Source organism: Desulforhabdus sp. TSK (assembly GCF_022836495.1).
Lineage (GTDB): Bacteria > Desulfobacterota > Syntrophobacteria > Syntrophobacterales > Syntrophobacteraceae > Desulforhabdus.
In genome coordinates this window covers 161,950-175,060 of sequence record NZ_BQXM01000001.1, presented here as the reverse complement: position 1 = coordinate 175,060, position 13,111 = coordinate 161,950, and the positions used below count along the sequence as shown (strand labels likewise).

General features: G+C 57.0%; 8 protein-coding genes and 1 other RNA gene. 3 read left to right on the top strand and 6 right to left on the bottom strand.

Annotation, left to right across the window (positions count from 1 at the left end; genetic code table 11):
* Positions 1 to 2: 2 nt before the first annotated feature.
* Together hsdR and MWC30_RS00845 are read right to left on the bottom strand one after the other, a co-directional pair.
* On the bottom strand, positions 3 to 2,387 hold the full coding sequence (gene hsdR, locus MWC30_RS00850) for an EcoAI/FtnUII family type I restriction enzme subunit R (RefSeq protein ID WP_244082249.1): 2,385 nt from the start codon (positions 2,385 to 2,387) through the stop codon (positions 3 to 5).
* Positions 2,387 to 2,596 carry a helix-turn-helix domain-containing protein gene (locus tag MWC30_RS00845; protein ID WP_244082248.1) on the bottom strand — a complete coding sequence of 70 codons (210 nt, stop codon included), beginning with the start codon at positions 2,594 to 2,596 and terminating at the stop codon, positions 2,387 to 2,389. Before MWC30_RS00845 ends, hsdR begins: the two co-directional genes overlap by 1 nt.
* Positions 2,597 to 2,695: 99 nt before the next feature.
* On the opposite strand from MWC30_RS00845, the gene MWC30_RS00840 reads away from it, so the two are divergent.
* Positions 2,696 to 2,905, top strand: a complete 210-nt coding sequence (locus tag MWC30_RS00840; RefSeq protein ID WP_244082247.1) for a hypothetical protein — start codon at positions 2,696 to 2,698, stop codon at positions 2,903 to 2,905.
* Between the two features lie 108 nt (positions 2,906 to 3,013).
* On the opposite strand, the gene ssrA is transcribed toward MWC30_RS00840, so the two are convergent.
* Positions 3,014 to 3,367: a transfer-messenger RNA gene (gene ssrA, locus MWC30_RS00835) on the bottom strand.
* A gap of 334 nt (positions 3,368 to 3,701) precedes the next feature.
* Between ssrA and MWC30_RS00830 the strand changes: the two genes are divergently transcribed.
* Positions 3,702 to 7,403 (top strand): DUF3971 domain-containing protein, encoded by a 3,702-nt coding sequence (locus MWC30_RS00830; RefSeq protein ID WP_244082246.1) that lies wholly within the window; start codon positions 3,702 to 3,704, stop codon positions 7,401 to 7,403.
* A gap of 311 nt (positions 7,404 to 7,714) precedes the next feature.
* The gene (locus tag MWC30_RS00825; RefSeq protein ID WP_244082245.1) at positions 7,715 to 9,901 is read left to right on the top strand and encodes a cation-translocating P-type ATPase; all 2,187 of its coding nucleotides are present in this window, start codon (positions 7,715 to 7,717) and stop codon (positions 9,899 to 9,901) included.
* A 169-nt stretch (positions 9,902 to 10,070) separates the two neighbouring features.
* Here the strand turns inward: MWC30_RS00825 and MWC30_RS00820 are convergent, their stop codons facing one another.
* From MWC30_RS00820 to MWC30_RS00810, 3 genes are all read right to left on the bottom strand, one after another.
* Entirely contained in the window at positions 10,071 to 11,171 is a 1,101-nt protein-coding gene (locus MWC30_RS00820) for a hypothetical protein (RefSeq protein ID WP_244082244.1), read from the bottom strand.
* 37 nt (positions 11,172 to 11,208) lie between these two features.
* A complete protein-coding gene (gene rdgC / locus MWC30_RS00815) occupies positions 11,209 to 12,399 on the bottom strand; it encodes a recombination-associated protein RdgC (protein ID WP_244082243.1) in 1,191 nt (396 codons plus the stop codon).
* A gap of 248 nt (positions 12,400 to 12,647) precedes the next feature.
* Entirely contained in the window at positions 12,648 to 13,103 is a 456-nt protein-coding gene (locus tag MWC30_RS00810) for a bifunctional nuclease family protein (RefSeq protein ID WP_244082242.1), read from the bottom strand.
* Positions 13,104 to 13,111 lie beyond the last annotated feature (8 nt).

Below are 13,111 nucleotides of genomic sequence, written 5' to 3'. Positions count from 1 at the left end.
TGTCAGGCGCTATAGAGGGCCTGCTCCAGCTCGTTGACAGCCTGCTGATACTGATTCAGCCCACCAAAGGCGCGGATGATTTCCAGGGGGGTGCCGAATTGGGTAAAGGGGGCAACGGTGAGAATCTGCGTCTCTTCGATGTGGGCCACGCCTTCATCGGCGTACTTGTCGAGGAGGGCTTCCAGCACGCGGCGGGCCTGCTCTCCGTATTGGGTGAAGTAGTTGCGCTTCTTCACCTGTTCAGCCCGCTCCTTGCGGGTGAGGGGCGGCATATCCCAAGCGACGTGGCAGACCAGGTCGAAGGGATCAAATTCTTTGCCGGATTGCCGTCCGATCTCATCGGCAAGGGCATCGAAGAACACCCCTTGTTCTGAGAGCTCATCGATGATGGCCTGCTTCTTCTCGGTGCGCCTCCAGCGGCGGAGGAAATCGTCGAGGGAGGCATATTCCCCGGACAGGGCCTTGCGGGTGTAGTCCTTAAGGGATTCAGTGATCAGTTTGCCGTTGGCATCGAAGTACTGGACCCGCTCTGCAGCGACCTTGACCTCGACATTGGCCACCACATAACGGCGAACTCCGCCACCAACCTCTTCGGGGCCGGGTTCGGCGACGCCGGTCCACTCCTGATCCTCGCCGGGTTCCGGGTAAGTGACGCCACCGCCAACTTCGGGATCAACGGGAACATCCGGCGGCACCGGTGACTGATCCCCGCTGGGTTCGTAAATCTGCACCGGATCGCCGTCGAAATCAGGATCGGCAAACAGCTCGGTCGCCTTTTTGAAGTCGATAATGGTGAAGTAGTACTTGCCGTAATCTTCGTTGATGCGGGTGCCGCGCCCGATGATCTGCTTGAACTCGGTCATGGATTGGATGCGCTGGTCGAGCACGATGAGTTTGCAGGTCTGCGCGTCCACGCCGGTAGTCATCAGCTTGGAGGTGGTGGCAATAACCGGGTATTTGCTCTCCGGAAAGATGAAGTTGTCGAGCTCGGCCTTGCCTTCCTCGTTGTCGCCGGTGATGCGCATGACGTATTTGCTGTTCTGCGCCACCAGGTCGGCGTTTTCATTGACCAGGGCCTGGCGCATGCGCTCGGCATGGTCGATGTTTTCACAGAAGACGATGGCCTTGTCGAAGCGGTTGGTCTGCCTGAGAAACTCAGTGATCTTTTTTGCCACCAGGAGGGTGCGCTGCTCAAGGACCAGGGTCTTGTCGAAATCCTTCTGATTGTAAATGCGATCCTCGATCTCGTTGCCGTACTTGTCGATCATCCCTTTGTCGGGCCGCCAACCCGTCAAATCCCGGTCGAGATCGATGCGCACGACCTTGTAGGGGGCCAGAAAGCCGTCGTCAATTCCCTGCCGGAGACTGTAGGTATAGATGGGGTCGCCAAAGTAGTCGATGTTGGAGACTTCTTTGGTCTCCTTGGGCGTGGCGGTAAGACCGATCTGGGTGGCGGAGGTAAAGTATTCGAGGATTTCCCGCCAGGCCGAATCGGCGGCTGCGCTGCCCCGATGGCATTCATCAATGATGATGAGATCGAAAAAGTCAGGGCTGAACTGCCGGTAGATGTTTTTCTCTTCCTCGTTGCCGGTGACGGCCTGATAGAGGGAAAGGTAAATCTCGTAGGACTTGTTGGCCTGCCGCTTCTGGATCTTGGTCATGGCCGAGCCGAACGGCTTGAAGTCGTTGGTCATAGTCTGGTCGATGAGAATATTGCGGTCGGCAAGAAACAGGATGCGTTTTTTCGCCTTGGACTTCCACAACCGCCAGATGATCTGAAAGGCGGTGAAGGTCTTGCCGGTGCCGGTGGCCATGACCAGCAGGATACGATTCTGGCCGCGAGCGATTGCCTCAATGGTCTTATTAATGGCCAGCAGCTGGTAATAGCGGGGACTTTTATTGCTGCCGTCGCTGAAATAATCCTGCGTGATCAGTGCATTCTGCTGATCGTTCAGGCCACGGTGCTGCGCCCACCATTGCCACAGCGTTTCCGCAGCGGGGAATTCGTGGAGTGCAAGCTCACGCTCTATAACACCGTCTGAGGCAATCTTGTTGTGAAACAGGAACCCATCGCCGTTGGAGCTGAACACAAACGGCACTTGCAGCATGTCGGCATAGCCCAACGCCTGTTGCATGCCATCACCAACAGTGTGGTTGTTGTCCTTGGCTTCGATAATGGCAATGGGAATATTCGGCTTGTAAAACAGGACATAATCGGCGCGCTTTTGCCTGGCGCGGGTATGCAGCATGCCACGCACGATGATGCGTCCCTTGGTGAGAGGAAACTCTTCACGGACCTGGGTCGTGACATCCCAGCCCGCCTTCTCCAGGGCGGGTGTAATGTACTTTGTGCAGATATCGCGTTCGGAAAGCTGTTTTTTGTTCATCAGGCCAACTTCCCCTGTTCTTTCATCCGCTCACAAAAAGCTTCAAACTGCCTCCTCGCCAGTTTGAAGGGAACCGTCTTGCTGTTTTCCCAGCGGTTGATCGTGGAAAAACTCACGCCCAGCTCGTGGGCCAGCTCTTCCTGGCTGAGCCCCAGTTGTTGGCGGACCTCTTTGACCGTCTCCGCAAAATTTTCCGGTGCCTTTGCCATATTGGTTTGCCTCAATTCCTGGTACGCTAACGGTTTAATGCCAGCGAGCGAACGCAATTTGCCAACGTACAATCACGGCCTTCAATATAGCAGGTGCAAATGCAGGTGGAAAGTGGAAGGTTGGCAGGTTTTTCAGCATTTGCCGACCTGTCCGCTTGCGGTCACGCGCAGGCTGGCGAAATCGCCGAGCAGCGGTTGAATCAAAGGATACAGGAGTCCGGACGAGGTCCGGAGATTGGGGGGAAGAATTCGGAGAATTCTCTGCCGAAAGAGAAGCGGGATATGGCCGACTTCCCGAAAAAGGAGTGATAATGCCGAAAGGCCAAAAACACCAAAAGCGACGTAAGCCGATGAAGATTTGAAGGAAAACCGTCTCACAACCGGACGCGGTTGGCGGACGGGTTTGTCTTTTGTAATTGGTGGAGGCGGCGGGAGTTGAACCCGCGTCCGAAAGTAATCCACTGAAGTTACTACATGCTTATCTCGCGTTTTGAGTTTCGCCTTGGAGAACTCCCACGAGCAGGATTTCCATTAGGCTAGCCTACAGGATCTCGCCTTTGGCACTGCAGGCGTCATGCCAAAGACCATCTCGCTGAGTCGACGCTCCTGCTGGTTCCGCAAGAAAAAACCAGAGAAACGGTAGCCGCTTACGCGGCTACAGCATACGAATAATCGTCTGCGTTTGTTTTTTGTCCCGATGGTTTAACGAGGAACCAGGACCTCGGCATGCAACTTGAGCTTCCTTACCTCCGTCGAACCCGTTTCGCCCCCTTTTTGATGGTTGGTACAGCTTCCGACAGAAGTTGAATTTTAACGACTGAAACGATAAAGTCAAGCATCGCAACAGCATTTCTCTCCCTATTGTGTCGCAGGGAAAATCATCATATAGTCTGGGAAATATGAAATTTCCCTGCAAAGGGGGACTTCAAAACCCAATGTTGGTGACTTGACCTGCTTTCGTCATTCCGTTGAAAGCCGGAATCCAGGACAATAGAGACGTTCTGGACCCCGGTTTTCAACGGGGTGACGTTAACTCAACAGCATTGACTTCAAAATCTCCCGGACCAGGTGATGACGCTCGCTGCGACATACTGGAGTCTTTCAGGTGATTCGCCCGCGAGTCCATGGCACGGTGTCATTTGGAAGTTGCACAAACAATGCGAGGACAATACCACTGAAAAAAGCAGCCCTCTGGTTCACGGGCATTCTGGGAATGCTCCTGGTGCTGGCTGTCGCAGCCGCGCTGATCATCCCCAGGACCAGCCTCATGGAACTTATCGACAAGAGAATCACTGAAGCGTTCCGTGCCAAAACGGGTTACGAGCTGCAATACAGGGAGGTGCGCCTCTCCCTCTTCCCTTATCCGCGTGTCGTTTTTCATTACCCCCTTCTGTCATCTCCAGGAAGGTTCAATGTCTCCATGGAATCCCTGGAGGTCCTTCCCAACCTCTTTGCGTTGATCCGTGGAGAGGGGCGCATCGCCTTCATCCTTTGCAACGCCCCCGAAGTGAATCTTCAATTGACGGGGACCCCAGGGACGGAGGCACCCCCTGAAGACATTGCAAAGCACATCCAGGCGAGGGAAAAGGCTGTCGAGTTTCTGGTCGGGCTGGCCTCCAGGCTGCCAGAGCTGAAGATTGCCCTTTCCCACGGGAGCCTCACGCTGTTCGAGGGGACAACCCCAAGGTTCCAGTTCAAGGACGCTCACGGCAACATCCGCCTTTCCCCGGACCACCCCAGCCTGGACATTCAGTGCAGATCGGACCTTTTCGAATCCATCTCCCTCAAGTCGTCCCTTTCCACCCAGACCCTCAAAAGCCAGGGAAAGATGGTCCTCACGCGCCTCATCCCTCACAGACTGACGGACTTCTTCTTCCCTGCCGCCACCTGCCAGGTGGAGGAGGGCGAAGCAGACCTGGAGGTTACCTTCGAAAGCGACGGACCCGGAACTTTCCGTTCCCAGTTCAAAGGGTCCGTTCCTTCTCTCAAGCTGCGGCAAAACCATGAACCGATCATCCTCAAGGGCGGAAAACTCGAGGGCTCCATTCAAAGCGGCAACAATCAACTGGAGGTGGTCCTCTCCCAGCTTCAGTTCGACACGCCCCGGGGTGGCCTGACATGCAAGTATTTTCGTGACTCCCAGGCACCTCTCGTGAGCCTGAACCTGGCAGGCAGCGAGATCGACGCCGCAGGCCTCCGTAAGGTCCTGCTGGCCCTCGGCGGCAAAGACGAAGCCCTCGCCAAGGTTTTCGAGATCATACGGGCCGGCCAGGTGCCCCGCATCACTTTCGACATCCAGGGAACCCAGTTCGATGACCTCAAGAAACTGGATCACATGGTCATCCGTGGCAACATGATCGGTGGAACGATTGTCGTCCCCAAGATCGAACTTGAAGTGCAGGACGCCAAAGGCGAGGTGCTCATCTCAAACAGCGTTCTGCACGGAAACGGGCTGGAGGGCCGGGCAAAAAAATCCTTCGGCAGGGAAGGCACCCTGGTGGTTGGACTCAAAAGGGAAGACAAGCCCGCTCCTTTCCACCTGGACATCAGCCTGGATGCAGACCTCGTGCAGTTGCCTCCCATACTGGAGCGCGTGGTGAAATACGAGCCGTTCCTGCGGGAAATGCGCCTCATGGAGAACATCCAGGGCCGGGCGGCGGGCCGCCTAGTCCTGGGCGAAAGCCTCGACGCCGTCAAGACGGACCTCGACATCACCTCATTCAGCCTGAAGTCTCACTATCGCAGGCTTCCTGTTCCCTTCGACCTTCAGGGAGGAACGTTCGCTTATCATGGCAATGCCGTCCAGGTAAAATCCGCGAGCGGCAGCGTGGGCAAATCGCAGCTCTCGGATGTTTCCGTCGGAGTGCAATGGGGAGGCAAAGTCACCCTGGAAGTCGGCTCCACGGGAAAATCCCGCGTGGACCTCGACGAAATCTACCCGTGGCTCCTGACCCACGGCGCCGTGAAGAATTTCCTCAAAGACTTTGAATCCATGAAGGGAGTCCTCTGGCTGGACTCCCTCAACCTCAAAGGGCCGGTGCTCCAACCCAGGGACTGGGTATTTGAAGCCAGGGGGAGGCCCGAGAACTTCCTGATGAAAACCTCCTTCCTCCCGGATTCCCTCGGGGTGAAGACGGGCCGGGTGGAGGTCAACCAGGAGAGGCTTTCCTTTTACGACTGTTCTGCTCGCATCCTGGACACCACCCTGACGGGGTCGGGCGTTTTTCAGGGGTACACCCAGGGCCTTCGCGGAGTCAACCTGACCCTGGGGGGCGAGGTCGGAGAGGCGGGCAACGCCTACCTGTCCAACCTCATCCAGCTGCCCGACCCTTTCAGACTTCAATCTCCCCTGCGTTTCACCGGGGCAAAATTCAGCTGGGCTCGAGGGGGAGCGATCTCTTTCGCCGGCCAGATGACCGGCAACAACGGCACGACGGTAGACCTCGATGTGACGCATGAACCCGAGGCGCTGACCATCAATAAGATCGCCGTGAAAGACGCCAGCTCCGATGCGTCCCTCTCCCTGCTCTGGAGCCGGGGAGAATTCGACCTGTCCTTTGCCGGCACGCTGAAACGGTCCAGCGTGGACGGTTTGCTGGCCAAAAATCCCCATTTTACGGGCACCCTCGAAGGAAATTTCGAGGCGCATTTTTCTTTGGAGGCGCCCCTGGAATCCAAGGCCAGTGGCAAGTTCTCCATCGAAGGATTCCAGTATAAGGGCAAGCTGAAGCAGCCCATCACCATCGAACGGGCAGCACTCGAAGCTGCCGGTCGCCAAATCCACATCCAGTCGTCTCAAAGCACATGGGCCGGCAGCACTCTGAATTTTCAGGGGAACGTGGATTTTTCCGCGGAAGGCTTCATCGTCAATCTGGATCTTTCGGCCGACGCTCTGGACTGGGAGCAGCTCCAGCACCTGACGGAAGACCGCAGCGACAAGAAAAAATCCGGAGTCCGAACACCCGCACCCGAGACGCAGCCATTGACTCTGCAGGGAAACGCGACGCTCAAAGCGGGCCGGTTCACCTTCGGTACACTTACCTGGAGCAACGTTGGGGCCAGGATCACGCGACGAGGGGATGAAACAAAGATCGACTTCGAGGAAGGGAGCCTCTGCGGGATTCCCACACCTGGAACGATCCGGTTCTCACCCAGGGACTACCGGCTTGAAGTCAAACCGAACGTCGAAAACCTCGACTTTCCTCCCACACTCTCCTGCCTGTGGAACAAAGACGGTCTGATCACCGGGCGATTCGATCTCAAAGGGGACCTGAAGGCCGCCGCAGGGGAAATGAACCTCCTGCGGGATTTGAACGGCGATCTGGAATTCAAGGCCTACAAGGGCCGCATCTATCGCATGGGCTTGCTGGCAAAGATTCTGAGCGTCGTCAATATCACGGAAATTTATCGGGGCAAGTTTCCGGATTTCACCCAGGAGGGATTCGCCTACGATTCCATCGATGCCGAAGGAACCCTGGCCGACGGGAAGCTCACCCTCAAAAAAGGCCTCATCGACGGTCCCTACCTGAAAATGGCGTGGCGCGGCAGCATGGACCTGGAAAACAGGACTCTGGATTTCACGGTCCTGGTCTCTCCCCTGAGGACCGTGGACCGCATCATTGCCCTCATTCCCCTGGTGGGCAAGGCCCTGGGGGATTCCCTCATCGCCTTTCCCGTCCAGGTCTCCGGCAGCATCGAAGATCCCTCCGTGATCCCCCTGTCGCCCTCGGCCATCGGATCGGGGCTCTTCGGCTTTGTGGAACGAACCTTCAAGCTGCCCCTCATCATCCTGGAGCCCTTTTTTTGACGGAAAGAGGGGGCACAACGCTTAGAAGCTGTCTGAAAAGTGAGTCAATCACTCTTGGCATGCACCTTATTTCGTCATTCCGGCGGTCTTTAAGCCGGAATGACGAGCAAACGAATTTTCAGACTGTTACTTACTCACGGATGAAATTTCACGTGCGAAAACTGCCTGGTGGACATAGTCACCCTACTGCTGCCTAACGGACGCAGTCCACCCTGCTTCTTCTGAATGCATGAGGCCGCAATGGAAACCACGAGCCTGCAATGGCCAACGGGATTATAATAAAAAAAAGCGCTTTCAAGAACGGAGATGCAATGGAACGAATGGCCTTTCGCATCAAGGGCATGTGCTGCGGGGAGGAGATCGCTGTCCTCAAGAGGCAGGTAGGGCCCCTGGTGGGTGGAGAATTGAACCTCACCTTCGATCTGCTGAACAGCAAGATGACGGTGGTCTCCACCGATGAAACGGTGACACCTCAGAAAGTCAGGGAAGTCGTAGCCGCTACCGGAATGGAAGCCGTCCCCTGGGAAGAGGCCTGCGCCTCGGGCGTTTGCGCCGTGGAGGAAGGGATGTGGCAGCGCCACGGTCGCCTGATACTGTGCGCGGCGAGCGGAGCTCTGATCCTGGTGGGTTTTTTACTGGAAGCCTACCGGCTGGGGAGCATCCTGGAGGCCCTGCGGGAAAGACCCGCAGACACTCTCGGCCATGGGACAGCGGGAATCGCCTTTTATGCAGCGGCCGTCTTTGCCGGCATCTGGTATGTCTTACCCAAGGCCTATTTTTCCGCCCGCCGCCTCCAACCGGACATGAACCTCCTCATGACCGTCGCCGTGCTGGGAGCCATGACCATCGGGCAGTGGCTCGAAGCCGCCTCCGTCAGTTTTCTTTTCTCCCTGGCCCTCGTCCTGGAATCCTGGAGCGTGGAAAGGGCGCGGCGGGCCATCAAGGCCCTCGTGGATATCTCCCCCACCACAGCCCGCTTCATCTGCCCCACCGACGGGGACATCGAGGAAAAGCCGGTGGAGGACATCCCGGTGGGAGTCACCGTCCTTGTGCGCCCCGGGGAAAAGATCCCCCTGGATGGGGTTGTCACGCGAGGAATCACCTCTGTCGATCAGTCGCCCATCACCGGTGAATCCACACCCGTTGTCAAGGAGCCGGGTGATGAAGTGTTTGCCGGCACCATCAACGCTGAAGGCTCCATCGAGTTTCGATCTACCCGGCCCGCTTCGGACACGACCCTTTCGCGCATCATCCGCATGGTGGAGGAAGCTCAGGCCCGCCGCGCCCCGACCGAACAATGGGTGGACCAGTTCGCACGCATCTACACCCCCACCATGATGGCCCTCGCCTTCCTCATCGCCGTCGTACCACCGCTCCTCTTTGGCGGAGCCTGGGCCGACTGGCTCTACCAGGCCCTGGTGATTCTCGTCATCGCCTGCCCCTGCTCTCTCGTCATTTCCACTCCAGTGAGCATTGTGGCAGGCCTCACCTCCGCTGCACGCAACGGGGTGCTCATCAAGGGAGGCGCATTCCTGGAAGCCCCCGCACGCATCAAAGCCATCGCCCTGGATAAAACCGGGACCCTCACCTTCGGCGAACCCTCGGTGCAACAGATCATCCCCACAGACCATCACACCGAGGATGAACTACTCGCCAACGCCGCCGCCCTGGAATCCCATTGCACACACCCCTTCGCCCGCGCCATTCTGAAGCTGGCGGATTCCAGGGGAATGGAACGTCCTCAGGCCGAGGACTTCTCCATTCTTCCGGGGCAGGGAGCCCAGGGGACACTCCACGGCAAATCCTACTGGATTGGAAATCACCGACTTCTGGAGCAATGGCGTCACGAAACGCCCGAGTTTCATGAGACGGCCACTCGGGTCGAAGACGAAGGGCATTCTCTCGTGATCATGTGGTGCGAGGACCATGTGTGCGGCCTCATGAGCATCTCGGACCAGCTGCGCCCCGAGGCGCGGGAAACGGTTTTACAGCTGAAGCGACTGGGCATCGAAGCCGTCGTCATGATTACGGGGGACAACGAAGGGACGGCCCGGAAGATGGCCCTCGCCACTGGAGTGGATTCGTACCGTGCGGAGCTCCTCCCCGAGGGCAAGGTCCGGGCTGTGGCGGCGCTGCAGGAAGACTGGGGCCATGTGGCCATGGTGGGGGACGGCGTCAACGATGCGCCGGCCATGGCAGTGGCATCGGTGAGCATCGCCATGGGAGCCATGGGAACCGACGCCGCCATCGAAACGGCCGACATCGCCCTCATGTCCGACGATCTGTCCAAACTGCCCTGGTTGATCCGGCACTCCCGCAGGACGCTCAGGGTCATCAAGCAAAACATCGTGTTTTCTCTCGGTGTGAAGATCTTCTTCATCGCCATGACCCTCTGGGGAACGGCAACCCTCTGGATGGCCATTGCTGCCGACATGGGCGCTTCGCTCCTTGTGATTTTCAACGGTTTGCGCCTGCTCAGGATACAGCAGGAGAGCTGAGACGTCTGAGGATCCTCATGGCGCCTGGATCTCTCATGGCACTATTATACTGCGAACGGGTAAAATCTTGACATTTGTAGGAGCGGCTTCCAGCCGCGATTCTGATGGAGCCAGCTATTTCCATCGCGGCTGGAAGCCGCTCCTACAGGATTATCAATAAGTCACGATCTTATCCGTTTGGAGTATAAGATGCAGCATCCGCAGCACCCTTGGGCTCCCTGTCCATGGCCGCAATTTCTTCCCGGATGAGCTGAGACTTCAGGGGGATGGGCTTTTTGTCACCGTCCAGGAGGCGTTTGAGCCCCTCTTTGTACCACTTTTTCCCGGAGCGGGTCTGGAGCGTCTGCCCGTCGAGATCTTTAGGAAGGCGGTCCTGGGACCATCGCGAGAGTATGTGCAGCTGGGTAGTGGACTCCAGGGCCGCATGATGCGTCACGTAATCTACCAGAATGGACCACTCGACGGCTGACGGTCCACCCCATTGACGCGTGAAAGCGTACAGGCGGTAGCAGACCAGCGCGGCGTCACGATCTTCCTCCGTCTGAAAATGGCGGCCGCTGTAAAGACGCATGGCTTCCCGCCCCACCTGACTGGTGAACGAAAGGTAGAACCAGCGCAGGAGGAAAAAATACCCCTCCCGGCTCAATTCCCTTCCCGCCCAGTAGAGAGGATTTCCCAGGTTCTTGATGTTCATGGCCCACCGGGCAAGTTTGTAAAGCTGCGGATTGCGCTTCAAGAGCTGCAGAATGGGATTTTCGTTGATCTTTCGATAGACTTCATAGTAGCGCTGATATTCGCTCAGCTTTCGATTGCCCAAAATACTGAAGGGGGCTGCCGTGGAGAGGTGAGCCAGGCGAGCGCTGATGCGGTGGATCATTTGAAGCATTTCAGCCATGGAGGCAGCGTACTGGGGAGCTTCCACCCCGGAATGATACACCCTCGCCACGGAGCGCACGATCCCCATGCCGCGCTGCATGAGGGCATCCACACTCAGCAGGAGCTCCGATTCGGGCAGCTCCCACACCTCACTGCGCAACGACTTGATGAGCGCGAGGGCTTCCTGGTCGGTCGGGCCGGGAGACGGGAGGCGATCCAGCTCGTTTTCTTCCTCGAAGCGTTCTTCCAGGAGCTTTTGCAGTCGCCGCCGCAGCCACCAGCGGAACCCCAAAAGGACGAACAGGGTGACCAACGTCAGCAGGATGAAAATCGCACTCATCCAGTGGGTGCGGAGCAGCTCCAGAAATGTTTCGTAGGCCGGTTGAACGTTCATGTCCCTTTCAAGGCGCTTTCGTCATTCTTGCAACACATCAAAAGGGAGTGGATGCGGGGCCGCTCTCTTCCTCCCCTGCCGCTTCTTCCCGGGCCGGCACTTCACCGTTCCCCTGGACCCACTGCTTGAGGAGCGGCAGGCTGTCGGATTCCCAGCCGGGATTCAAACGCTCCAGCAGGAACTTCCCGTAAAACGCATTGAGGACCGAGGTAACATCCTCCAGGAAGTACATCTTTTCCAGGAACAGAGAATCCTGGTCCTCTTCGTCGTAATCCTTCAACTGTTTGGGGGTCTTGAGTCCCTTCACGGCCCAGAGAGCGCTGTCCAGGGTCAGCAGGTATTCGTCCTCGCCGATGATGAGGAAAAGCTGGATCTCATGGACCTGCTTCCCCTGCTGAAGCGCCGTTCGCGCCTCGTGGAGGGAGTTGGCCTGGGTGGTGCAAACAACCTTTTCCCTCCCTTCTCCCGGAAGGGTCAGCACCATACGCTCTCCCAGGTGCAGCTCCGCTTCCTTTTCGCCCGTGGCGCCGTGAAATCGGATTCCGCCCTCGGAGCTTTCAATGAAATACCAGAGCCAGGTGAGAAACTCATACCCCAGGAATCGCCCGTCCTCCATGCTTTGAGGCGACTGCAGCGGGACCAGGGCGCTCAAAGCATCTTTTTGTCGCTCGTCGAGGGGAATCAGGTTCAAAGCCCATTGAGCGTGGTACAGGGGCACGGGATAGATTCCGAAATGCTTTTCAAAGTGCTCCAGGAAGGCATCCAGCATCTTGGTGCCGGTCGTGCCGACAAACATCCATTTCGCCGCAGGATTCCATACCACTTCACAGGCGGATGGTTGAGGGAAGGACCGGTTCAGCAGCCAGTTTTGGACATTCTCCCGAATCTCCTGCCTTTCCTGGCGTGAAGGCCACTTTTCGTTGTTTTCACTGTGGAACTTACGGACGGCATCCCGAATATATTTTTTCACGACGATGGCGGGAACCCTGCGCTGATCGCAGCGAAACTGGAAGGCCACGTATTCACCCTTGTGGTAAGACCCGTACGGGAAGGACGACTCGAAAAAGTCCTCCCAGGTCGCGAAGCCGACAGACTGCTCTTCGACTTCGTCGGGCTCTTTGAAAGCCCCGGCCTGTAATTTTTCTTCCACAAAGCTCCAGAAATCCTCCGTCGCGGGCTCGGGAACAAAAAAACGGGTGAAGGTGGCGGAAGCCGTTTGGATTCCCATGGGTAAATTTCCTCACTTGATTCAATGCACTGCACAGGGTGACGGGGAGGCGGAACGTACTCGCACATGGAGGAACCGTTTGCCGGACCTCTGAGCGCCAAATTCCACAAAAAGACAAAGCCGGCGCATACCGGCTGTCCAGGTGGCCCGCGTCGTTCTTTCGAAGGGCCGGAAATCAAGCCCCGTCTAATCAAAAGGTCGACGCGAGTCAACGAGAAACTAACTGTTCCGAAGGCGGAAGGGGAAAATCAGAACTTGACGGTGCGTATGATCATTTCAAATTCTTGAATTTCTGCCTGGGACAATTCGCGCCGCATCAGGCTGCGGCTCACCCAGATGGGGCAGTTTTCATGGAGAGCCAGGGCCACGGCATCACTGGGCCGGCTGTCGAAGATCTCCATGTCATCCCCCACCTTTACATAGACCTTGGCATAGTATGTGTTTTCCTGCATGGAAAAGATTTCGATATGATCGAAGACGACGCCGGTTTTTTTCAAGATGGAGAGGTAAAGCTCATGGGTGAGGGGGCGTTTGGGGTCCACCAGTCCCTTTTCCTTGGCGATAGCGGTAACTTCGGCATCTCCCACAAACATGAGGAAATAATTGGGATCGTCCTCTGACTCTTTTAAGATGACGGTGTTGCCCTGAATCCGGTCCGTCTTGATGAATACTTCCTTGGCAATGACAAATTCCTTTGAGTCCATGGCTGCCT

What these genes read in the sequence shown, in the direction of transcription:
- MWC30_RS00845 (WP_244082248.1), bottom strand. Translation starts at nt 2,596, where the DNA reads ATGGCAAAGGCACCGGAAAATTTTGCGGAGACGGTCAAAGAGGTCCGC.
- MWC30_RS00840 (WP_244082247.1), top strand. Translation starts at nt 2,696, where the DNA reads ATGCAGGTGGAAAGTGGAAGGTTGGCAGGTTTTTCAGCATTTGCCGAC.
- MWC30_RS00825 (WP_244082245.1), top strand. Translation starts at nt 7,715, where the DNA reads ATGGAACGAATGGCCTTTCGCATCAAGGGCATGTGCTGCGGGGAGGAG.
- MWC30_RS00810 (WP_244082242.1), bottom strand. Translation starts at nt 13,103, where the DNA reads ATGGACTCAAAGGAATTTGTCATTGCCAAGGAAGTATTCATCAAGACG.
- rdgC (WP_244082243.1), bottom strand. Translation starts at nt 12,399, where the DNA reads ATGGGAATCCAAACGGCTTCCGCCACCTTCACCCGTTTTTTTGTTCCC.
- MWC30_RS00820 (WP_244082244.1), bottom strand. Translation starts at nt 11,171, where the DNA reads ATGAACGTTCAACCGGCCTACGAAACATTTCTGGAGCTGCTCCGCACC.
- hsdR (WP_244082249.1), bottom strand. Translation starts at nt 2,387, where the DNA reads ATGAACAAAAAACAGCTTTCCGAACGCGATATCTGCACAAAGTACATT.